The following is a 21317-nucleotide window of genomic DNA, read 5'->3' on the forward strand; positions in this document are numbered from 1 at the left end:
CGGATCACAAGTCATTACTTCCTCTCACGAATGGACATTTAGGCCAGCTGCTGGTTGTGTGAATAGCGGCGCAAAAACTAAAGCACCAGGATGAGCAAGCGCCTTCCCTTGGATTTCTGTCACTAACTATGTGGGTACCTTAAGAGACTGATTATATATGCGCCAAATAATGTTATCATTTAGAGATTGCTACTGATCAAACTTTGAAGCATACATCTTTCCTGTTCAGTAACCACTTGCCCCATTAATTGATACCTTGGTCGACGCCTAGTATCAGCAAATCAATTTGGCTCTAGAGCCATGATAACGAAGGAAAGCTATGGAACAGCTGTTTGGAGGAGTGGCCTCTCTCCTGCTATCGAATGAGGGTAAATTAGTTGACGGTACCCATTATCCACTTGCTTTATTTGCCCTTTCATCGGCAACAATGGGGTTTCTGGTTGTGCTACTTGACTGGCTTATGCACCTCTCGGGCCGAGACAGTGTACTAAAGCTAATTTATCGTGGACCCAACATTGTATGGCTTATTCTACTATGGGGGCTGGGCGCAGGCCTAGGAGGTTTCGTCGGTGCAGCCTTTGGCATCCTGCAGCTTAATCGTGCTGCCTGCATTACCATCGGTATAAGTTGGCCCCTGATCCTACCTAGAATAATTAGTTCGCTAGACCAACATGAAGAAAGAGAAGAAATTGAAAGTTTCCCTGGAGATACCGAATGAAGCTATCTCAACTGCTGCTTGGTGCACGCAAGTTCGCAAGCCAAACTCGAATTTTAAAAGTACTAAAGTCGAGCGAATACTTCGACCATTCATCTGAAAACATCAAGGAAGTAACATTACTGCTGATTTTCAAGACATCCACACAGCGCTCTTGGTTAGCATTTAGTAATCATAAGATGTACTTCATTCTTGATGATTTAAGTAGAGAACTGCCTGAGGTTCGCTGGAGAAGAATTCGTCAAAATATTATTTCAAACAACAGAATTACACTCGATCTAAAACTAGAAGAATTTACTGAAAATACAGGCCGAGTGAATATTGGAAGAATGAATAAAGGTTTTCTATATTCTAAGTCACTTTTTTTAAACGAAGGAATAAAGAAAATGATTTTCAAATTGATTCAAGAAAAGATGCTTAACGTAGCTTGCAAAAATTGAAAAATTAACAGCACATTGCTAGTTCTGTCATGATACGCACTCAAAAATTCTTAGTTTGAAAGAAGTTCTCATTTGTAGTCCTGAGCAAGCCTATGCCTTTTGTTCAGCTGCAGTGTAGATAACACGAAAACCTAGCGGAGAATCTCAAAATGGCTGGTTATTGCTTCTGTGCACCCGAAGCTCAAGAGTTAGTCAACGGCAGTGGATTGATGGAAAAAATCGCAACTCATGCCGAAACAACAAGAAAGCAAACTTATGTACTTCATAGACCTCTATCAAAAGAGGATGCTACCTACGATTATGACAACGCCATAGTTATATTCTCATCCGGAATGAAACCATGTTTTGTAAATATGGGAAATGACCAGGATGCCTTCGAAGATTATATTGATGACTTCATTGAAGATATATCTTACTTGTCCGAAAAATTTAAATACCGTGAAAAAATTGGGCGAAAAAAGCATTGGCTGTCAATATTCTCTAACAACCCTAATAAGGATATTGACTTTTCAGAATTGACCGTAGAAAAAACTTCTGATACAAGATTGGTAGACTTAATCACCTCTCTGGTTGTAGGTAGTATTAATGACATTTCAAAAATTGACTTAGAAGCCAAGGATCTACTCAGCTCTGTAAAATCAAAAATCATTCTATTCGACACTGATCAAACTAGCTTTGTTTTTCGCACAGGGTCAAACAAAAAATTTGTAATCCAGGGGCTAGCAGGATCGGGAAAAACCGAGCTCCTCCTACACAAAATAAAAGAAATTTATTCGAGAGACGACCAAGCAAGAATTGCATTTACTTGCTTCAACAAAGTACTTGCAGCGTCAATGAGAAGCAGGATTCCAGATTTTTTTGATTTCATGCGCGTCGATCGTCAGATTGAATGGACAGACAAGCTATTTTGCTTTCACTCTTGGGGAAGCGCGAAAGATCCTTTATCTGGAATGTATAGGTATATATGCTACCAATATGAGATCGCATTCGGCAATTTACAATCAGGAACATTTGAAAGTCTCTGCAAACGGGCAATCGACGATATCAGGAAAATTCCTGGAGAAAAAACTTACATATTTGATTACGTGTTTATTGATGAAAGCCAAGATTTTCCTGATAGTTTCATCGATCTATGTGAACTAGTAACAGAGAAAAAAGTTTTTGTAGCCGGGGATGTTTTTCAAAACATTTTCCAGCCCATTGATGACCGAGTTAATCGCGCAGATATGGTCTTGAAAAAATGCTACCGAACAGACCCCAAGAACCTTATGTTTTCTCATGCATTGGGAATGGGGCTTTTTGAGACTCCAGTATTGAGATGGCTAAAACCCGGTGAGTGGGATTCATGCGGTTATCGCTACTCCAAGCACGGAAATCGCGCTCATGTTTCTCGAGACCCCTTGAGACGCTTTGAGGACATACCCAATGACTTCAAAAGCACAACAATCCAGACTCTAAATGCAGGCAAAGCAATTTCGGAAAGCCTGCTAGAGGTGGTTAATGGGATCAAGCTTCGGCACCCATCTGTAAGGCAAGGTGATATTGCTGTCATATTCTTGGACAGAAGTAACTATATATACAATGTAATACCAGAACTAAAATTAGCGGTAAAAAACAAATTTAATTGGGACGCCAACGTTTCCTTCGAAACAAAAATGAGCGACCCTGATAAATTTTTTATCTCAAACATCAACAATGCAAAAGGATTGGAATTTCCTTTTGTTATCTGCTTCGCTCAAAATCTAAACCAGCGCCCAGCCTTTCGAAACGCTCTATATACGATGATGGCTCGCTCATTCTTAGAAAGCCATTTGATTTTAGGAGCCAACTCTGACAATAACGTAGTAGAACAGGTACGCACCGGTTTAGACTTCATGTCAGAAAAAAATTACATGGACCTTAGAATACCGTCTGCCGGAGAAATTGAAGCACAGAAAGATCTCTTCGTCTTGGATGAAGCAGAATCACTTGAAGACTCTATCCGCCAATTCGGTGTAGAAAAAGGAGCCTCTCCTCGGCTAATTGGCAAACTTATCAGTCGAGTAACTAACATGATTGGAGACAGTGATTACTCCAAAGAATATCTCGATGGGATTCTAAATCTAGAGTATGAAAGGCATCGAAACCTATGAGTGCCTTTTACTTCAAGAACGTCCCAGATTATAGAATGCGAGGGTTTATTGCTGTCCGGGATGCGTTCGATAACTTACGTAACATCTTACAGATTGCGGAAATTGTAAATACTTGCCCAACGTGCTTGAGCAGCCATCACGAGGCTGATTTCGACTTTGTCATATTTTCCGGCAGCTTCAGTCGCGCTTTAATCAGTAAAAGTGATGGCTATTTCTCGATGTCAATTCCTTTTCAGATAATTGATCATGGAGAGCACATTTCATTCAATTTTGATAAGGCCGGGACCGAAGTCGATGGCCAATTCATTTCAATAATGCGCAATGCTATTTTAACGTCGCGAGACGAGTGCTTTTCTTACGACGACATTGTGCACTCAATTCATGAATCCTTTGGCCTGGAAATACCTGACGCTACCCACTATTATGACGCATATATAGCACTTCTAATGGAAGACCACGGCTACCTTCGCTTTGATGACGACCCCGACCGTGAAGATGGCAATATCCACCCCCGATATCATTTTGATTTTTTCTATAAAAATTCTTCATCTGTGAAAATAGGGATAAAAAGTGCTGCTGACATTGATTGCTTCCACTCACTGTTTGATTCCAGTCGTCCCAAAAGATATCTGACTGAATAACTTTTTATTCGCCTCACAGCTTGATCCAGCACCCCAACAACAGCACACGCACCAATACCCTAACGTTTAGCTTGCCTTCACATGCAACCATCCACTCGGAAACCCCAATCTTGCACAACTGAACTTAAATCCCACCCACAAAAAAACCCGCTAAAAAGCGGGTTTCTTGGCCGTTGCCAGGCAACGATATATATGGTCGGAGCGGCCGGATTTGAACCGACGACCACCACACCCCCAGTGTGGTGCGCTACCAGGCTGCGCTACGCTCCGATTTTGAAAAATCGCTCACTTCGCTAAGTGATTGATTTTTAAAGACATCGTGTCTCGATGTGGCGTGAATCATACCTGAGTGCGGCTGGATTGCAAGCCCAGGTTTACAGTTTTTTAGAAATTCTTTCTCCCATCCAGCAGGGCCACTACATCTTTGAGTTCCGCTATCACTTCCGGCAGTACCTGTTGAAGTTGCACCACTTCTGCCCTTTCACTACCGGTCTCTATCTGCTGGCGGGCTCCTCCAATGGTATAGCCCTCTTCATAGAGTAGCGCACGAATCTGGCGCACCATAATAACGTCCTGGTGCTGGTAGTAACGGCGGTTGCCGCGGCGTTTAACGGGCTTCAGCTGTGGGAATTCCTGCTCCCAGTAGCGCAGTACATGGGGCTTCACGGCACAAAGCTCGCTCACTTCACCAATGGTGAAATAGCGCTTACCGGGGATTGCAGGTAGCTGAGCATTATTGCTCGGTTCCAGCATGTTCCTCTACTCGTGTCTTGAGTTTTTGCCCTGGTTTGAAGGTGACTACCCTGCGGGCTGAGATGGGGATTTCTTCGCCGGTCTTGGGGTTGCGACCGGGGCGCTGGCTTTTGTCACGCAAGTCGAAATTGCCAAAGCCCGAGAGCTTGACCTGCTCGTTGCTTTCCAGCGCATTGCGGATTTCCTCGAAGAAATACTCGACGATCTCTTTTGCTTCGCGCTTATTAAAGCCCAGCTCCTCGTACAACTTCTCGGCGAGCCCGGCCTTGGTCAGTGCCTCTGTCATTGGATCCTACCAATTGATTCAGAGGCGTCGACTCCAGATCGGAAGCGGCCCAAACCGCGGCGGCTTTCAACCCGGAAGCAGACGCTCTCGGGGTGCAATTCAGTCTGCACACCGAGAGCATCATGCCCTGTTAGCGCAGACTAGCGTTATATTTTTCTTCTAATTTACCGACCACCGCATCTACAGCGGCATTGATTTCTTCGTCATTAAGGGTGCGCGACGAATGCTGAAACGTCAACCCCAAAGCGACACTTTTTCTATTTAAATCAATACCTTTGCCCTGGTAGACGTCAAATATCTTGAGGTCCGTCAAGGTTTCACCGGCGGCCTCGGTGGCGGCCTCTACCAGATTGGCGGCGGGAACATCCGCGTCGATCAACAGGGCCAGGTCGCGGCGCACTTCCGGGAACTTGGACAGCGGGCGGAACGCAGGGGCTTTACCCTGGCCGATGGCTTCCAGGCTGAGTTCGAATACGAAGGCCGGCTTGGCCAGATCCAGCTTCTTCTGCAGCTGCGGGTGCAGGGCACCGATAACCCCTACTTCGCGGTCGCCGCGCATAATCTTGGCGGTTTGGCCCGGGTGCAGTGCGGAGTGTTGGCCGGCAACAAAGCGGAATTCATCGGCGACACCGGTGCGAGCCAGCAGGGCTTCCACGTCGGCTTTCACGTCGTAGAAATCCACGCTGTCTTTGCTGCCCGTCCAGTTTTCCGCAAAGCGGTTACCGTAGGCGAGACCAGCGATCATCTGCTCCTGGTGCAGCTCCGCGCCAGGTACAAAGCGCAGGCCGGTTTCAAACAGGCGCACGCGGTTTTGTTGGCGATTGAGGTTGTACTGCAAGGCTTTGCACAGGCCCGGCAATAAGGTAGTACGCATCACCGCCAGCTCTGCGCTGATCGGGTTTTGCAGAGCCACCGGGTCGGCTTCCGGGTCAAACAGCGCGGCGCTGTCGCTATCGATAAAGCTGAAAGTGATCGCTTCGTAGTAGCCGCGGCTCAGTAAGGTCTGCTCCAGATTGTCCTGGGCAATGGTGCTCTCCGGGCGCGGGGCAATTTCCAGCTCGGCGGTAAAGCTTTCGCTAGGGATACGGTTGTAGCCGTAAACACGGGCCAGCTCTTCCAGCAGATCGGCTTCGATGGCGATATCGAAACGGAAGCTGGGGGCGAGGAAGGTCCAACCTTCGTCGTTCTGGTCGATTTTTTCCAGGCCCAGGCGAGTAAGAATATCGACGATTTCGTCATCGGCCAGTTTGATACCCAGGCCCAACTCCACCTTGGCACGGCGAAGGGTAATATGGCGCTCGGCGGGCATGGTTTCGGTCAGCTCGCGCACGTGTACCGGGCCTGGCTCACCACCAACGATATCCAGTAGCAGTTGGGTAGCACGCTCAACCGCTTTCTCTTGCAGGTGATAATCCACGCCGCGTTCAAAGCGGTGAGAGGAATCGGTGTGAAGACCGTAGGAGCGGGCTTTACCGGCAATCGCCAGCGGACTGAAGAAGGCGCTCTCTAGGAAGATATGTTGGGTACCTTCGGTAACGGATGAATCCAAGCCACCCATAATACCGGCCATGGCCAGAGGCTTCTCTTCGTCGGCGATCACCAGGGTGCCTTCCTGTAGCTTCACTTCCTGGCCGTCCAGCAGGGTCAGCTCTTCGCCGGCTTCTGCCATACGCACCTTGATACCGCCGGAGAGTTTCTCCAGGTCGAAGGCATGCATGGGCTGGCCCAGTTCCAGCAGTACGTAGTTGGTAACGTCCACTACCGGATCGATACTGCGCAGGCCGCTGCGACGCAGGCGCTCTTGCATCCACAGAGGTGTTACCGCTTTGATATCGATATTGCGAATGACACGACCTACGTAGCGCGGGCAGGCGGCTTCGGCTAGCAGGGATACGGGCAGGCTCTCATCGATTTGCTGGGGTACCGAGGCAACTTCCGGGCCTTCAACAGCGCAGCGATTCAGTACGCCCACTTCGCGAGCAATACCGGCAACACCGAGGCAGTCGGAACGGTTCGGGGTGAGATCCACTTCGATGGTTTCGTCATCGAGCTGCAAGTATTCACGCAGATCGGTACCGGTGGGTGCGCCTTCCGGCAGCTCCCAGATACCGTCGTTGTCTTCGCCTAGCTCCAGTTCGGTTTGTGCGCAGAGCATACCGAAGCTCTCTACACCGCGCAGCTTGGCTTTTTTGATTTTAAAATCGCCCGGCAATTTGGCGCCTACCAGGGCAAAAGGAATTTTGATTCCGATGCGCGCATTGGGGGCACCGCACACCACCTGCATTTCACCGTCGGGGTGGCCGGCCACTTTACACACGCGCAGTTTGTCGGCATCCGGGTGCTGTTCACAGGCGACAATCTCACCCACAACCACTCCGGAAAATTCACCCGCTACTTTTTCTATGCCATCCACTTCCAGACCGGCCATGGTGATTTGATCGGCCAGTTCCTGTGTGGTGAGTTTCGGGTTTACCCATTCCCGCAACCAGGAGTTGCTGATTTTCATAGTTGATCTCTTTCTGTATTCCGTCAGCGCAACTTGGTGCGCATTTCGCCCGGGGTATTTATTTCGCCACCCGGGCCTCCACAATTCGATTGCTACTGCGAACCGCCTCGGCCATTCGCGCTCTCACTGGGCTAGAACTGTTTCAAGAAGCGCAGATCGTTGTCGAAGAACAAGCGCAGATCGTTAACGCCGTAACGCAGCATGGCGAGGCGCTCGATACCAATACCGAAGGCAAAGCCGGAGTATTTTTCACTGTCGATATCGCAGGCGGCAAACACGTTCGGGTGCACCATGCCGCAGCCGAGAATTTCCAGCCAGCCGGTGCCGGAACATACGCGGCAACCTTCACCACCACAGGCGGTGCACTGGATATCCGCTTCTGCAGACGGCTCGGTGAAAGGGAAATAAGACGGACGGAAACGCACTGGCACTTCCGCTTCGAAGAAAGCACGCAGGAATTGGTCGATGGTGCCTTTCAGATGCGCAAAGCTGATGTTCTCACCGATTACCAGGCCTTCTACCTGGTGGAACATGGGCGAGTGGGTCACATCGGAGTCGCAACGGTATACGCGGCCGGGGCAGATAATGCGCAGCGGTGGAGACTTTTTCTCCATGGTGCGAATCTGCACGGAAGAGGTGTGTGTTCTCAGTACGGTGGTGGGGTCCACGTAGAAAGTGTCGTGCATCGCGCGCGCTGGGTGGTGCGCGGGAATATTCAGGGCTTCGAAGTTGTAGTAGTCCTGCTCGACTTCCGGGCCGTTCTCAACTGTAAATCCGATGCCCGCAAAGAAATCTTCTACACGCTTTAAGGTGCGGGTGATGGGGTGAGCATTGCCCTGCTCTTCACCACGCCCTGGCAGGGTGACATCAATGGTCTCTTCAGCCAGCTTGGCATTGATGGCTGCTTGCTCCAGCATAGTGCGGCGCGCATTAATTTTTTCCTGCACCTGCTGCTTGGCTTCATTGATCTTGGCACCCGCAGCCGGGCGCTCCTCAGCAGACAGCTTGCCCAGGCCTTTCAGCAGTGCCGTCAGCTGGCCCTTTTTGCCCAGGTAATCAACACGCACCTGATCCAGTGCGGCGAGGCCATCGGCCTTCTCCACCAGCTCCATTGCCTGCTCGGTGAGGGACTGCAAATCTTGCATCGAACTGTTCCCGTTTGAATCCAACTTCGATTGAGGCCGATTGGCCCTAGTTTTGTGCTTGTTTTAACCGGTGCATTTGCACCGCGGGGGTTCCCCTGGCACCGCCACCGGTAAAAAATAGCGGAAACCCCATAAAAAAATAGGGAAGGGCCGCTACAGCCCTTCCCTATTTTAAGTATTCAGTTTTACAACTGAAGTGACAGCTTACGCTGCCAGGGCTGCCTTAGCTTTTTCAACTACGGCAGCAAAAGCGGCTTTATCGTAAACAGCCAGATCAGCCAGTACACGGCGATCCAGTGCGATTTCCGCTTTCTTAAGACCTGCGATCAGGCGGCTGTAGCTCAGGCCTTCTGCACGGGACTGGGCGTTAATACGGGTAATCCACAGAGCGCGGAAGTTACGCTTCTTAACGCGACGGTCACGGTATGCGTACTGACCAGCTTTAATAACTGCCTGCTTGGCAACGCGGAATACGCGTGAACGCGCACCGTAGTAACCTTTAGCCTGCTTCAGAATCTTCTTGTGACGACGACGCGCCTCTACACCACGTTTTACACGGGCCATAACTCTATCCTCTTAAACCTTTGCGATTTGGGCCAATTACTTGGCGCGCAGCATACGATCGACCAGACCGGCATCAGACTTGTTCATAGTCTGGGTGCCACGCAGCTGACGCTTACGCTTGGTGGTCATCTTGGTGAGGATGTGGCTCTTGTTAGCGTGCTTGTGCTTATAGCCCGCAGCCGTCTTCTTGAAGCGCTTGGCAGCGCCACTGTGAGTCTTTGCTTTCGGCATTTTGTACTCCAAAGTGAATATTCGCCTGCATAACAGGCACCTTTAGTATCTGCCGACAACCTGAGCCATCGGCACGGTGAGAGTGAGGAGGCAGCCGTCGCCCAATCACTTCTCAAAGGAGGTTCCGGGAATCGCTTCCCCAAACCTCACTTTTTCTTTTTGCTGGGAGCGAGAACCATCAGCATCTGGCGACCTTCCATTTTGGGTCGCTGCTCTACAATAGCCAGCTCTTCCAGGTCTTTTTCGATGCGCTGCATCATTTCCATACCCAGCTCCTGGTGAGCCATTTCACGACCACGGAAGCGCAGGGATACTTTGGCCTTGTCACCCGCCTCCAGGAAGCGGATGAGGTTGCGCAGCTTGATCTGGTAGTCACCGATATCGGTGCCCGGGCGGAATTTCATTTCCTTGATCTGCTGCTGCTTCTGCTTCTTCTTGGCGGCATTCTTAGCTTTCTTAGCTTCGAATACGTGCTTGCCGTAGTCCATGATCTTACAGACTATCGGCGTGGAGTCCGGGGCAATTTCAACGAGATCCAAGCTAGCCTGCTGTGCAGCTTCCAGCGCTTCATTCAGGGAGACAATGCCTACCTGTTCGCCATCAGCGCCAATCAGGCGGATTTCTGACGCTTCAATCTGATCGTTTATGCGGGCCTTTTTGGACCGTCCCTTAGTGTCTCGTTTAATAGCTATGGTCTCCCAGTTGCCAAGTTGTTATGCATTATCTTCGGACAAACGGCCGCGGCGACTGACGTCCTGCTCGAGAATCTCAAGGAAAGACTCATAAGTCATGCTTCCCAGATCCTCACCGCTGCGGGTGCGCACGGCAACCGTCTGGCTCTCTACTTCCTTATCGCCAATGACCAGCAGATAAGGGACACGCTGGAGCGTGTGCTCGCGGATTTTAAAGCCGATCTTCTCGTTTCTCAAGTCAGCACTGGCGCGGTATTGCAGCGAACCAAGGCGGGCCTCCAAGTCACGACAGTAATCGGCCTGACGATCGGTAATATTCATGATCGCCACCTGCTGTGGTGCCAGCCAGGTGGGGAACGCGCCTTCGTAATGCTCGATCAGAATTCCGATAAAGCGCTCGAAGGAACCCAAGGCTGCACGGTGCAACATCACCGGGGACTGACGCGAACCATCTTCGGCGACATATTGCGCATCCAGACGGCCCGGCATAGAGAAGTCCACCTGAATGGTACCGCACTGCCATACCCGGCCGAGACAGTCTTTCAGGGAGAATTCGATCTTGGGTCCGTAGAAGGCGCCTTCACCTGGCAACTCTTCCCACGGCAGGCCCGCGGCATCCAGCGCATCGGCCAGGGCTTTCTCTGCCTTGTCCCAGCTCTCATCAGAACCTACACGCTTCTCCGGGCGAGTGGAGAGACGGTAAATAACATCATTAAAGCCGAAGTCTTTGTACACGGAGTGCAGCAGATCCATAAAGTCAGAAACCTCTGACTGGATCTGATCTTCACTACAGAAGATATGGCCATCATCCTGTACGAAGCCGCGCACGCGCATCAGACCGTGCAGGGAACCGGAAGGTTCACTACGGTGGCAGGAGCCAAACTCCGCCAAACGCAGCGGCAGGTCGCGATAACTGCGCAGACCTTGATTGAACACCTGTACGTGACAGGGGCAGTTCATCGGCTTGATGGCAAACTGACGCTCTTCACTGGTAAGCGTAAACATGTCATCGGCAAACTTGTCCGCGTGACCAGACTTCTGCCACAGGCTGAAATCCACCAGCTGCGGAGTCTTGATTTCTTTGTAACCAAACTCGCGCTGACGGCGGCGCATGTACTGCTCGACAGTACTGTAAATAGTCCAGCCATTTGGGTGCCAGAACACCATACCGGGTGCCTCTTCCTGGATATGGAAGAGATCGTATTTCTTGGCCAGCTTGCGGTGGTCGCGCTTCTCTGCCTCTTCAATGCGACGCAGGTAAGCTTTTAATTCTTTCTTGTTGGCCCAGGCGGTGCCGTAAACACGGGTCAACATCTCGTTGCTTGAATCGCCGCGCCAGTAAGCACCAGCCACCTTGGTCAGCTTGAACGCTTTCAGTCTGCCAGTGGAGGGCACGTGGGGGCCGCGACAAAGATCTTCGAAATCGCCCTGGCGGTACAAAGAAATATCTTCGTCGCTGGGGATGCTGTCGATAATCTCGGCCTTGTACTCTTCACCCATATCGCGGAAGTACTGCACCGCTTCTTTACGGGGCATTAGCCGGCGGCTGACTGTAATATCTTCCTTGGCCAGCACTTCCATACGCTCTTCGATCTTCTCGAGATCTTCCGGCGTAAACTGACGCTCGTAGGCAAAGTCATAATAGAAGCCATCTTCGATAACCGGGCCAATAGTGACCTGGGCCGTCGGGTACAGCTGCTTAACGGCTTGCGCCAGTAAGTGTGCAGCGGAGTGGCGAATGACTTCCAGGCCTTCGGGCTGGCGGTCGGTGATGATGGCCAGATTGACATCGCGATCGATGACATAGCTGGTATCAACCTCTTTGCCGTCGACTACGCCTGCAAGTGCAGCCTTGGCCAAGCCAGGACCGATATCTGCGGCAACGTCATGCACGGAAACCGGAGCGGAAAATTCTCGACGAGAACCATCGGGGAGAGTAACAACGAGCATTGTTTGTCCTTTCTCTCAGTGGCGATCCCTACCAAAGACCGCATGAAACTATCCATGAAGTGGTTCATGGAACTATTGATTCAGATGGGTAACCATCCTTTTGAAGATGGTAGACCCGAGCGGATTTGAACCGCTGACCTCTGCCATGTCAAGGCAGCGCTCTAACCAACTGAGCTACGGGTCTAGAACTCTGCAGCGGGGGAACCCAGTGCTGCGAAGAGCGCGAACTTTAGCACCGCTTTTCAGTGTTTTCAACAACTTACTGAACTTTTTGCAGAGTTTTTTTAAGTTGCCGTGGTGGTGAGGGCAGCCGAAAAAGCCGCCCTCAACTAAACTATTCCACCTCCTTCAGGTGGGCAATCTCATCTCGCAGCTTCGCTGCAGATTCAAACTCCAGATTTTTGGCGTGCTCATACATCTGGTTCTCCAGCTCAGCAACTCGCGCCCAGCGCTGCTTATCGGACATCGGTTTGTCATCAACCTTATAGGTACCCTTCCCTTCTGCCACCTTACGCTTACTTTTGGGCACACCGGGCGCCACAGCGCCCTCAAGAATATCCGCAACGCTTTTGCGAATACCTTTCGGTGTAATGCCATACTCTTTATTGAAAGCAATCTGTTTTTCCCGGCGACGACGGGTCTCTTCCAGCGCGCGCTCCATGGAGCCGGTTACTTTGTCCGCATATAAAATAGCCCGCCCCTCAAGGTTGCGCGCCGCACGTCCAATAGTCTGGATCAGGGAGCGATCAGAGCGCAGGAAGCCCTCCTTGTCAGCATCGAAGATAGCCACCAGTGACACCTCAGGCATATCCAGCCCTTCTCGCAGCAAGTTAATACCCACCAACACATCAAACTCACCGATACGAAGATCGCGAATAATCTCCACCCGCTCGACAGTATCAATATCGGAGTGGAGGTAGCGTACCCGCACCCCATTCTCCGCCAGATACTCAGTCAGGTCCTCTGCCATCCGCTTTGTCAGCACGGTAATCAGCACTCGCTGATCCGCTTCCGCGCAGCGGTGAATTTCAGAGAGCGCATCATCAACTTGGGTCTGAGCCGGGCGGATTTCTACTTCCGGATCAACAAGCCCTGTGGGCCGCACCACCTGCTCGACCACCTGCCCTGCATGGTCGCCCTCATAGGGCCCCGGTGTTGCCGAAACGAATACTGTTTGCGGGGCCAGGTGCTCCCACTCCTCAAATTTCAGGGGGCGATTGTCCAGGGCAGAAGGCAGGCGAAAACCATACTCCACCAAAGTTTCTTTGCGCGATCTATCCCCGCGATACATGCCGCCGATTTGTGGCACGGTTACGTGGCTTTCATCGATAAATAGCAGTGCATCGTTTGGCAAGTAGTCAAATAGCGTGGGGGGCGGCTGGCCAGCATTGCGGCCGGAGAGGTAGCGGGAATAGTTCTCCACACCATTGCAGTATCCTAACTCCTGCATCATTTCCAGGTCGTAGCGGGTGCGCTGCTCCAACCTTTGCGCCTCCAATAACTTGTTATTACCGCGCAACTGCTCCAGACGTACTCGCAGCTCATCTTTGATTTCATCAATAGCGCTGACAATGGTCTCACGCGGGGTAACGTAGTGACTCTTGGGGAAGATGGTAACCCGAGGAACTTTCTTAAACTGCTCTCCAGTAAGCGGGTCAAACAAGGTGATCTCTTCAATCTCTTCATCAAACAGAGACAGGCGTACCGCCTCCAAATCGGAGTCGGCCGGGTAGATATCAATAATATCGCCGCGCACACGATAAGTTGCGCGGCGGAAATCAGCATCATTGCGCGTGTATTGCAACTCCGCCAACCTGCGTAAAATTGTGCGCTGATCCACCAGGTCGCCGCGATCCAAGTGCAATACCATTTTTAGGTATTTATCAGGATCACCCAGACCGTAAATAGCCGATACCGTGGCAACGACCACAACATCACGCCGCTCTATCAGTGCCTTGGTGGCGGAAAGGCGCATCTGTTCAATGTGCTCATTTACCGATGCATCTTTCTCAATAAAAGTATCCGAGGAGGGAACATAGGCCTCGGGCTGATAGTAGTCATAATAAGAAACAAAGTATTCGACGGCATTCTTGGGGAAAAACTCTTTGAACTCTCCATAGAGCTGAGCTGCCAACGTTTTGTTGTGAGCCATCACTATCGCCGGGCGCTGCAAGCGCTCGATAATATTCGCCATCGTGAAGGTCTTACCTGAGCCGGTAACCCCTAGCAGTGTTTGATGACTCAAGCCGTCATCTATGCCCTCGGATAACTGCTCGATCGCCAGCGGCTGATCCCCGGCCGGCTGATACTTAGATTCCACCTTAAAAGGTCGCGACTCCATACACTTCCCTCAACCACTCAATCGTTCATGCAACAGCGGATTGTAGGCTGTCGTCATACCACCCTCAAATACAAGAGAATAGCGTCCTACCCCGCCCCACCCAGACCTGAGGCATTTTGCGCACAGGCCAAATAAATAATTTCCTGACAAATCAATTAGTTAAAGATCAAAAAAGGGGTTGACCTCGCCAGGAGTGCTCTATAATATACGCGCCATCTCAACGGCACAGCCGAAAAGATATTCCGCCTTAGCTCAGTTGGTAGAGCAAATGACTGTTAATCATTGGGTCGCTGGTTCGAGCCCAGCAGGCGGAGCCAAATTTCAAAGCGCAGCTTAATTTGCGCTCTATAAGTTAGATTAAATTCCGCCTTAGCTCAGTTGGTAGAGCAAATGACTGTTAATCATTGGGTCGCTGGTTCGAGCCCAGCAGGCGGAGCCAAACAAAAACCCCGCATAGCATGCTATGCGGGGTTTTTTCTTATTCACTTTCTTCATACTTCACCGCACTTCCCTCACCCCATGGGCAGAATGGCTTTTACCTATATTCCACCCTAGGACTTACAAGCCCCCAAAATCAGGAGCTCATCTAACAGCTTACCTGGCAAGCTAGTGCAAGCCGCCCTCACTGGTAACAGGAAGACGCTCCACCGTGGCCATTTTTATCTGGGGCTTCACAGTGCGAGACCGGGACCAAACAGCATCGACCAAACCTTGCTTTGAGGTGTAACCACTTACCGCCTCAGACAAAATCTGATGAACCCTTTCACAATGATGTTCTACGCAAGCCTGCCTCAACCCTGCAATCAATCGCTGCAAGACCCCAGGCTCCAAAAACTCTTCTTCCGCACGCATTATCATCGAGTGATCAGTGCCCAACACATTGTCACCGAGTAGCAGCTCTTCATAGAGCTTTTCCCCAGGACGCAAACCTGTCACTTGAATCTCAATATCCCCATCAGGATTTCTATCATCCTTCACAGAGTGTCCCATAACCCTAATTAGCCGCTCAGCAAGGTCATATATAAGGACTGGCTCCCCCATATCCAGAACGAATACATCGCCATTGCGCCCCATATTGCCTGCCTGCAATACAAGCTGAGCCGCTTCAGGGATAGTCATAAAGTAACGCGTTACTTTTGGATGGGTTACAGTGACAGGACCGCCCGCATTAATCTGATCCGTAAACAGGGGTATCACCGAACCCGAAGACCCCAACACATTACCAAAGCGCACCATGCAAACCCGCATTTGAGTAGAGCGACGCCCATAATCCTGGCACACCAACTCCGCGAAACGCTTGGTAGCCCCCATTACGTTCGTAGGGCGTACAGCCTTATCGGTGGAGATCAGCACAAACTGCTCAACTTTAGAACCCTCCGCGGCCTCCAGAACCGACAACGTGCCCAGCACATTATTGTCCGCCCCCAGAACAACATTTTGCTCAACCAGGGGAACATGCTTATAAGCAGCGGCATGATAAATGGTATTAACCGAGAAACCCTTGATGATATCCGCCATCCGGACTCTATCCCGAACATCACCAAGCAGCGCGGTCACCCGAAGTTGATACCCCTCATCCTGCTGCTGCTGACGAAGCTCGCGCTCCATTTGATAAAGCGCATACTCTGAAGATTCCACCAGCACCAAATGAGCCGGGCCCCACTGGGCAATCTGCCTGCAAAGCTCCGATCCAATAGAGCCGCCAGCGCCCGTCACCAGCACTACTTTGCCGCTAATGGAACCAGCTATCAAAGCCTTCTCAGGCTCCACCGGAGCCCTGCCCAATACATTCTCATAGGTTTGGGACATATCTTCGGTACGGCCTGCTGCGTCAACCAGCTCCTCCACACCAGGAATAGCTTTGACTACCAACCCCTGATCACGGAGCCCTCTCGCTATTTCTCGGCGCCGGCGCTTTGGAACACCAGGCATCGCCAGTAATACTTCAGCAATATCATGCTCAGCGACCACATCAAGTATGCTTGAAGGGGAGTAGACCATAACACCATCTATCAGGGTCTTTTGCTTAGAGGTGTTATCATCAAAAAAGGCAACCGGCTTGTAGACCTCACCGTGAAGCAGGGCCTTGTAAACTTGCAGGCCAGCAGTACCAGCCCCATAAATTGCCACTCGCGTTTTATGAATTTCCAACGCCATTTGATAGTAAATTCGGACGAGCCACCGAGACCCCCCCACTGCTATCAACGCGAAACACCAGTAAATTACGGGAACCGAGCGGGGGACACCTGCGGTCGTCAAATAAGAAGCAACCGCAAGCAGAATTGAGGATGCGGTAACTCCCTGGAGCACAGCAATAACCGCTTTCTGCCCCATATAGCGGATAACTGTGCGGTAAAGACCGAGCTTTAGAAATATTAAACTGCTAGAGCAGATCGTAATAATCAAGCAACCCAGCATTGGGAGTGTTACGGCTTCAGCTAATCCATTCAATCGAATTGCCATCGCCATAAAAAAGGCAGCACTCAGCATTGCCAAGTCAAACAGCAACATCAAAACCGGCTTCCTAGCCCTCTCCAGCTTTCGCCAAATTCCCATCACAGGATTACCCCATACATAAAAATCAACCAATCCGTGGCGCCAATTAAAAGCGACCGTTGAAATCAAGTTGCCGCGAAAGCAGAAAAAGTGAACGCCAGGGCAGAGGCTGCGATCATCAGAATCAGCTGCAGGTAGAGCGCTTTTGCCACCCCGATACGAATAGCCAAGCGTTGATAAAAATGTTCTCGATGCGCCTCCCACCAACGCTGCCCGCTAGCCATTCGCCGCAACAATGTAATACTGGCATCCACCCAAAAAGGGCTAAAAACAATGATTGGAAACCATAACTCAAAGGCCCCTCTCTGCCATCCAAATAAGCTTAAGGTAAACGCCGCCAAGCCAATGCACGTCGACCCTGCATCTCCCAAGAAAATTTGCGCAGGAGGCCAGTTAAAGCGCAAGAAAATTAATGCGCACACAACGAATAAGACACACACCCCTGCCAACTCCCAGTCTTCCACCAAGAGGAATGCCAGACAAAGAGATGAGAAGCCGATCACGGTCATACTGCCAGCAAACCCATCTATACCATCCATAAAGTTGTATAGATTGATCATCCAGGCCCCGCCCAACACAAAAAGGGGAAGCCACCACCACTCCAGCCCTACAGGTAGCGCAAGGACAACCATCAAAGCAGCAATCAACTGGAAAGCCAAACGCACCTTCGCCGCCACATGCCTAATATCATCCATGGCAGATACGGCAAGGAGCAACACAAAAGACATATAAACCGGTAACGGGAGGGAAGCAGGCCCTACAGCTATGCCCAGTCCGCAGCCCGCCAACAGTGCCCATCCGCCTGTGCGCGGAATTGGAGCGCTGTGCATTGAACGGTGATTAGGAACATCTAAAGCCAAATTTCGCATGCGCAACAGCAAGACAAGCGTCACGCCATAACTCAGAACCCCTCCAGCTAGCAAGGGAAGCCACCAAGCTGACATCGGATCCACTAAACCTCTCTCCTCAATGCTCTACGATTGGCGTGAGATAGCGCCAACACTAAAAACTCAAATAAGTGCTGACGCCAAATTCACAGCAGAGGGGGTGATTGAATCCTCTCTCTAGCCCGATTAAGCAAATAGGTAGACATAGACCCCTTACCCACTCAGCAAAGAAGACCTTAATCCACCGCTAGTCAGAAGCAGCTACAACCGAATGCGCTCACGATTCTTATCCAGGGTGGCCGCCCCAATCCCTTTGACATTTAGAAGCTGATCCAAGGATGTAAAGGGTCCATATTGTTCCCGATACTCGATAATCAACTGCGCCTTAGCCTCACCAACTCCAAGAAGCTTGCCAGCAAGCTCCCCAGCAGATGCACTGTTTACATTGACCTCAAAGGCAACTTGCTGCTCACTCTCAGCCCCATCGGCAAATACTACTGATGAGGAAAAAAATGAAAGTGCAATAGCTAACAGCAAAGAAAGTAATGAATGAGTTTTAATCATGTTCGACTCCCAGTGAAAGTGTTCTAGTTTCACATTGGGACAGCTCTACCTCCCCAAGCCGGGACATGATACCAACAGGTCAAACAACACTTTGCCCGAGGGCTATTACACTACATCACACCCGGTCTAGGCAAACAAACCTTAATTTCCTGCAATTTCAGTCAATATGTCTTGAAGGGCGACCATGGGGTTCTTTGCTGCAGTAATAGGTCGACCTATCACCAAGAGGTCAGCACCTTGATCCAGCGCCTCAGAAGGGGTGAGAGTCCGTCGCTGATCGCCGGCATCACTGCCCGCAGGACGAATTCCCGGGGTCACCAGCTCAAAGTCGGGGCCGCAAGCCGCTTTTAACGCTTCAGCCTCACGGGCAGAGCAGACCACGCCATCGAGACCACAAGACTGTGCTTGTGTAGCCAGATTTAGCACCTGCTCCTGAAGCGGTTTAGCAACCCCAGTGGCAGCCAGCTCTTCCGGGGTGGTACTGGTCAATACAGTAACTCCAATCAACAATGGCTTGCGAGCACCAAATTCACTCAGAGCATCTACAGCCGCTCTCATCATGCGCTCTCCACCACTAGCATGCACATTCACCATCCAGACCCCCATGCGCGCAGCCGCCTTAACCGCCGCAGCGACAGTGTTGGGAATATCATGAAATTTCAGGTCTAGAAACACCTCAAACCCGCGGTCCACAAGGGCACGAACCAGATCGGGCCCAGCAATAGTGAAAAGCTCCTTGCCAACCTTTACCCGACAAAGCAGCGGATCTAACTGGTCAGCCATGGAGAGCGCGGCATCAGCGCTGTCATAGTCAAGAGCAACAATAACTGGGGAGGAGACTTGAGACTGCAAAGAAATACCTCTTAAGGATTAGGTTATACGGTGGCCGAGGGAGCTGATCACTCACCCTCGATCCCTTTGACTGATCGGACAGAATCCCAGTGCTTACAACTGGGGCACAACCAATGCAACTGGTTACCAGAAAAACCACAGTTGCTACACCGGTAGTGTGGGCGACTAGCGATCAACTGATCGACAAGCGCTTTCAGTAGGGAGAGATTTTCCCTCGATCTACCCTGCGCAGTACCTATATATAAGTCCAGAAAGCGGCCAAGCCCTCGCAAAGAAGGACGCAGAGCAAGCTGCTTTCCCATAAAAGCTGCAGCGGCAGCTTCGCTATCCTGCTCCTGAATTCTGCTAGTCAGGGCAATCAACACACTATTTGAAGGATGCTCCTTGAGAAGCGACTCAAGATAGCGGTCCAACCCCTTCCCATCATTAAGCTCCACGTAGCAGGTGACTAACAGCTCTAGAATCTCTGGGATATAGTCTGGACTTTGCTTGGGGATCCGCTGCAATACTTTAATGGCATCTCGCTGCTTGCCGAGCAAGTATTCGAGTCGCGCCCACAACAGGCAAGCCCTGACCGAACTTCGATCATATCCTAAAGCCGCGTCGAGATGCTTTCGCGCACTCAAGTAGTCTTTGCCGGTAATAGCCTCCTCAGCCAACTCACAGCAAAAGTGTGCCTGCACAGGAGCCCAGTCCGCTGACAGCCGCTTAAAGCGACGGCCATGCAGTAGATTTACTGCATGAATAGCCTTAGCCCACTCTCTCTCATCCCTATAAACTTCTATCAAGTGCTCGAGGCTGGTTGCACGCAGCTCCTGTGAAGTCTCAACCAGCTCTTGTAATAGTCGCTCGGCTCTATCCAACCAACCAGCAGCAATATAGTCGCAAGCCAGCTCAAATTGGGCCTTGTGCTGGCTCTGCCTTGATAGACTAGGGCGCGCCAGCAGGTTCTGATGCACTCTAATAGCCTGGTCGTACTCCCCTCGCCTACGCAAGAGGTTCCCCAAGGCCAGGTGTGTATCGAAAGTGACCGGGCTTACCTCAAGAGAATCAATAAACTTCTCAATAGTGTCATCGGGATGCTCACTGAGTAAATAGTTGAGCCCCTGAGCATAGGAGCGGGCGAGGGATTGCTCCTGCTCACTAAAGTCAGGTTTTTTCCTGGTACTGCCTCGACCCAGCACCCAACCGATTGCAACCGCAGCCAGTAAAAAGAAGAAATAGGCTAAGTCCAGCAAGTCAGTCTCCGGTAGCCTTATGATGAACAGCCTGGAGTTCGCGCTCCATCTTTTTCAGCTGCTTGTTAAGACCTCGCACGCGGCGACGCTGGGAAAAAATTGGCAAAAGGCTGGCGAGAAATCCGAGCAGGACACCCAGCAGCAACATGCAGATAAGCCAAACACCAACGCTGCCTGACTGCAATGAGTAGCCTGCAATAACCGGGGAGATTACCTGGGAGTTTTCCACCGCGAAATAAATTCCGAGAGCAACGCATACCAGGGCCAGAAGACCGAAAATAAAGTGCATCAGCCAGCGCAGAAATGACAAGGGAACCTCCACGTTCCACTAAAGGGTGACTCTAATAGCCAATAGAATTTTCTGGCGAACGGTACTGCCACTCGAGGAGCGCTGCCCCTCTGATCCCGCAAGCCCTAAGATGCAATCATACTTCGATCCCAACCACATCATGCATACTGCGATTGACTCTGTCGCGCAACTCTTTCCCCGGTTTGAAATGAGGCACATACTTACCCGCTAACGCCACAGCATCCCCCGTCTTGGGGTTACGCCCAGTGCGCGGCGCCCGGTAGTGTAGGGAAAAACTACCAAAACCACGTATCTCAATACGCTCACCCTGCGACAGGGAGTCAGACATAGTATCCAACATCACCTTCACCGCCAGCTCTACATCCTTAACTGGCAGCTGATCCAACCTCAACGCAATCCTTTCGATCAGTTCGGACTTGGTCATGCGCTCCGCAACCTTTGTAAGTCATTGATTTTCTGGAGTAGAGCGCCAATCATCTAATAGAAAGCCGGACTGGGCAACCCCAGTCCGGCT

Annotated in this window: 20 protein-coding genes and 4 tRNA genes; 6 read left to right on the forward strand and 18 right to left on the reverse strand. The window is 50.9% G+C overall.

What is annotated here, in order from left to right:
- Nucleotides 1–319 precede the first annotated feature (319 nt).
- From ACJJIC_RS16915 to ACJJIC_RS16930, 4 genes are all read left to right on the forward strand, one after another.
- Nucleotides 320–718, forward strand: coding sequence for a hypothetical protein (locus ACJJIC_RS16915; RefSeq protein ID WP_252082354.1), 399 nt, complete (start codon nt 320–322; stop codon nt 716–718).
- Nucleotides 715–1155, forward strand: a complete 441-nt coding sequence (locus tag ACJJIC_RS16920; protein ID WP_445357485.1) for a hypothetical protein — start codon at nt 715–717, stop codon at nt 1153–1155. The genes ACJJIC_RS16915 and ACJJIC_RS16920 overlap by 4 nt, the downstream gene beginning before the upstream one ends.
- Nucleotides 1156–1304: 149 nt before the next feature.
- On the forward strand, nt 1305–3287 hold the full coding sequence (locus tag ACJJIC_RS16925) for an STM2767 family DEAD/DEAH box helicase (RefSeq protein ID WP_445357486.1): 1983 nt from the start codon (nt 1305–1307) through the stop codon (nt 3285–3287).
- A complete protein-coding gene (locus tag ACJJIC_RS16930; RefSeq protein WP_252082358.1) occupies nt 3284–3928 on the forward strand; it encodes an STM2766 family helicase-associated protein in 645 nt (214 codons plus the stop codon). The genes ACJJIC_RS16925 and ACJJIC_RS16930 overlap by 4 nt, the downstream gene beginning before the upstream one ends.
- A 193-nt stretch (nt 3929–4121) precedes the next feature.
- Here the strand turns inward: ACJJIC_RS16930 and ACJJIC_RS16935 are convergent.
- The 11 genes from ACJJIC_RS16935 to uvrB all read right to left on the reverse strand — a co-directional run bounded on the left by ACJJIC_RS16935 (nt 4122) and on the right by uvrB (nt 14396).
- Nucleotides 4122–4198: transfer RNA gene (locus tag ACJJIC_RS16935), tRNA-Pro, on the reverse strand.
- Nucleotides 4199–4312: 114 nt separating this feature from the next.
- Nucleotides 4313–4681, reverse strand: coding sequence for a MerR family transcriptional regulator (locus tag ACJJIC_RS16940; protein WP_152452791.1), 369 nt, complete (start codon nt 4679–4681; stop codon nt 4313–4315).
- On the reverse strand, nt 4662–4967 hold the full coding sequence (gene ihfA, locus ACJJIC_RS16945) for an integration host factor subunit alpha (RefSeq protein ID WP_108733837.1): 306 nt from the start codon (nt 4965–4967) through the stop codon (nt 4662–4664). Before ihfA ends, ACJJIC_RS16940 begins: the two co-directional genes overlap by 20 nt.
- A gap of 130 nt (nt 4968–5097) precedes the next feature.
- Complete coding sequence (pheT, locus tag ACJJIC_RS16950) at nt 5098–7473, reverse strand: phenylalanine--tRNA ligase subunit beta (protein WP_445357487.1); 2376 nt, start codon at nt 7471–7473, stop codon at nt 5098–5100.
- Between the two features lie 131 nt (nt 7474–7604).
- Entirely contained in the window at nt 7605–8618 is a 1014-nt protein-coding gene (gene pheS, locus ACJJIC_RS16955; protein ID WP_252082361.1) for a phenylalanine--tRNA ligase subunit alpha, read from the reverse strand.
- Nucleotides 8619–8822: 204 nt separating this feature from the next.
- Nucleotides 8823–9182: a 50S ribosomal protein L20 gene (gene rplT / locus ACJJIC_RS16960; protein ID WP_252082363.1), complete on the reverse strand. Its 360-nt coding sequence runs from the start codon at nt 9180–9182 to the stop codon at nt 8823–8825.
- Nucleotides 9183–9218: 36 nt separating this feature from the next.
- Nucleotides 9219–9413, reverse strand: a complete 195-nt coding sequence (rpmI, locus tag ACJJIC_RS16965) for a 50S ribosomal protein L35 (RefSeq protein WP_020413351.1) — start codon at nt 9411–9413, stop codon at nt 9219–9221.
- A 146-nt stretch (nt 9414–9559) separates the two neighbouring features.
- Nucleotides 9560–10105, reverse strand: coding sequence for a translation initiation factor IF-3 (gene infC / locus ACJJIC_RS16970; protein ID WP_435583647.1), 546 nt, complete (start codon nt 10103–10105; stop codon nt 9560–9562).
- A gap of 21 nt (nt 10106–10126) precedes the next feature.
- Nucleotides 10127–12055 (reverse strand): threonine--tRNA ligase, encoded by a 1929-nt coding sequence (thrS, locus tag ACJJIC_RS16975; RefSeq protein ID WP_252082365.1) that lies wholly within the window; start codon nt 12053–12055, stop codon nt 10127–10129.
- A gap of 107 nt (nt 12056–12162) precedes the next feature.
- Nucleotides 12163–12239: transfer RNA gene (locus tag ACJJIC_RS16980), tRNA-Val, on the reverse strand.
- Nucleotides 12240–12389: 150 nt separating this feature from the next.
- Nucleotides 12390–14396 carry an excinuclease ABC subunit UvrB gene (uvrB, locus tag ACJJIC_RS16985; RefSeq protein ID WP_445357488.1) on the reverse strand — a complete coding sequence of 669 codons (2007 nt, stop codon included), beginning with the start codon at nt 14394–14396 and terminating at the stop codon, nt 12390–12392.
- 241 nt (nt 14397–14637) lie between these two features.
- On the opposite strand from uvrB, the gene ACJJIC_RS16990 reads away from it, so the two are divergent.
- Both ACJJIC_RS16990 and ACJJIC_RS16995 read left to right on the forward strand, forming a co-directional pair.
- Nucleotides 14638–14713 (forward strand) — tRNA-Asn (locus ACJJIC_RS16990).
- A gap of 46 nt (nt 14714–14759) precedes the next feature.
- Nucleotides 14760–14835 (forward strand) — tRNA-Asn (locus ACJJIC_RS16995).
- Between the two features lie 167 nt (nt 14836–15002).
- Here the strand turns inward: ACJJIC_RS16995 and ACJJIC_RS17000 are convergent.
- The 7 genes from ACJJIC_RS17000 to ihfB all read right to left on the reverse strand — a co-directional run bounded on the left by ACJJIC_RS17000 (nt 15003) and on the right by ihfB (nt 21227).
- Nucleotides 15003–16952, reverse strand: coding sequence for a polysaccharide biosynthesis protein (locus ACJJIC_RS17000; protein ID WP_445357489.1), 1950 nt, complete (start codon nt 16950–16952; stop codon nt 15003–15005).
- Nucleotides 16953–17017: 65 nt separating this feature from the next.
- The gene (locus ACJJIC_RS17005) at nt 17018–17896 is read right to left on the reverse strand and encodes an MraY family glycosyltransferase (protein ID WP_445357905.1); all 879 of its coding nucleotides are present in this window, start codon (nt 17894–17896) and stop codon (nt 17018–17020) included.
- Between the two features lie 204 nt (nt 17897–18100).
- On the reverse strand, nt 18101–18403 hold the full coding sequence (locus tag ACJJIC_RS17010; protein WP_444909162.1) for a ComEA family DNA-binding protein: 303 nt from the start codon (nt 18401–18403) through the stop codon (nt 18101–18103).
- 141 nt (nt 18404–18544) lie between these two features.
- On the reverse strand, nt 18545–19255 hold the full coding sequence (gene pyrF / locus ACJJIC_RS17015) for an orotidine-5'-phosphate decarboxylase (protein WP_252082369.1): 711 nt from the start codon (nt 19253–19255) through the stop codon (nt 18545–18547).
- Nucleotides 19256–19302: 47 nt separating this feature from the next.
- Nucleotides 19303–20493, reverse strand: coding sequence for a lipopolysaccharide assembly protein LapB (gene lapB / locus ACJJIC_RS17020; RefSeq protein WP_444909160.1), 1191 nt, complete (start codon nt 20491–20493; stop codon nt 19303–19305).
- Between the two features lies 1 nt (nt 20494).
- Nucleotides 20495–20803: a lipopolysaccharide assembly protein LapA domain-containing protein gene (locus tag ACJJIC_RS17025; protein WP_252082373.1), complete on the reverse strand. Its 309-nt coding sequence runs from the start codon at nt 20801–20803 to the stop codon at nt 20495–20497.
- Nucleotides 20804–20918: 115 nt separating this feature from the next.
- A complete protein-coding gene (gene ihfB / locus ACJJIC_RS17030; RefSeq protein WP_252082375.1) occupies nt 20919–21227 on the reverse strand; it encodes an integration host factor subunit beta in 309 nt (102 codons plus the stop codon).
- Nucleotides 21228–21317 lie beyond the last annotated feature (90 nt).

It is taken from the genome of Microbulbifer mixtoriginis (SeqCode) (genome assembly GCF_052468275.1).

What these genes read in the sequence shown, in the direction of transcription:
- ACJJIC_RS17010 (WP_444909162.1), bottom strand. Translation starts at nt 18,403, where the DNA reads ATGATTAAAACTCATTCATTACTTTCTTTGCTGTTAGCTATTGCACTT.
- ACJJIC_RS16925 (WP_445357486.1), top strand. Translation starts at nt 1,305, where the DNA reads ATGGCTGGTTATTGCTTCTGTGCACCCGAAGCTCAAGAGTTAGTCAAC.
- ACJJIC_RS16930 (WP_252082358.1), top strand. Translation starts at nt 3,284, where the DNA reads ATGAGTGCCTTTTACTTCAAGAACGTCCCAGATTATAGAATGCGAGGG.
- ACJJIC_RS17005 (WP_445357905.1), bottom strand. Translation starts at nt 17,896, where the DNA reads ATGTCAGCTTGGTGGCTTCCCTTGCTAGCTGGAGGGGTTCTGAGTTAT.
- rplT (WP_252082363.1), bottom strand. Translation starts at nt 9,182, where the DNA reads ATGGCCCGTGTAAAACGTGGTGTAGAGGCGCGTCGTCGTCACAAGAAG.
- ihfB (WP_252082375.1), bottom strand. Translation starts at nt 21,227, where the DNA reads ATGACCAAGTCCGAACTGATCGAAAGGATTGCGTTGAGGTTGGATCAG.
- ACJJIC_RS16940 (WP_152452791.1), bottom strand. Translation starts at nt 4,681, where the DNA reads ATGCTGGAACCGAGCAATAATGCTCAGCTACCTGCAATCCCCGGTAAG.
- uvrB (WP_445357488.1), bottom strand. Translation starts at nt 14,396, where the DNA reads ATGGAGTCGCGACCTTTTAAGGTGGAATCTAAGTATCAGCCGGCCGGG.
- ACJJIC_RS16915 (WP_252082354.1), top strand. Translation starts at nt 320, where the DNA reads ATGGAACAGCTGTTTGGAGGAGTGGCCTCTCTCCTGCTATCGAATGAG.
- ACJJIC_RS16920 (WP_445357485.1), top strand. Translation starts at nt 715, where the DNA reads ATGAAGCTATCTCAACTGCTGCTTGGTGCACGCAAGTTCGCAAGCCAA.
- pheT (WP_445357487.1), bottom strand. Translation starts at nt 7,473, where the DNA reads ATGAAAATCAGCAACTCCTGGTTGCGGGAATGGGTAAACCCGAAACTC.
- thrS (WP_252082365.1), bottom strand. Translation starts at nt 12,055, where the DNA reads ATGCTCGTTGTTACTCTCCCCGATGGTTCTCGTCGAGAATTTTCCGCT.
- ihfA (WP_108733837.1), bottom strand. Translation starts at nt 4,967, where the DNA reads ATGACAGAGGCACTGACCAAGGCCGGGCTCGCCGAGAAGTTGTACGAG.
- pheS (WP_252082361.1), bottom strand. Translation starts at nt 8,618, where the DNA reads ATGCAAGATTTGCAGTCCCTCACCGAGCAGGCAATGGAGCTGGTGGAG.
- rpmI (WP_020413351.1), bottom strand. Translation starts at nt 9,413, where the DNA reads ATGCCGAAAGCAAAGACTCACAGTGGCGCTGCCAAGCGCTTCAAGAAG.
- ACJJIC_RS17000 (WP_445357489.1), bottom strand. Translation starts at nt 16,952, where the DNA reads ATGGGAATTTGGCGAAAGCTGGAGAGGGCTAGGAAGCCGGTTTTGATG.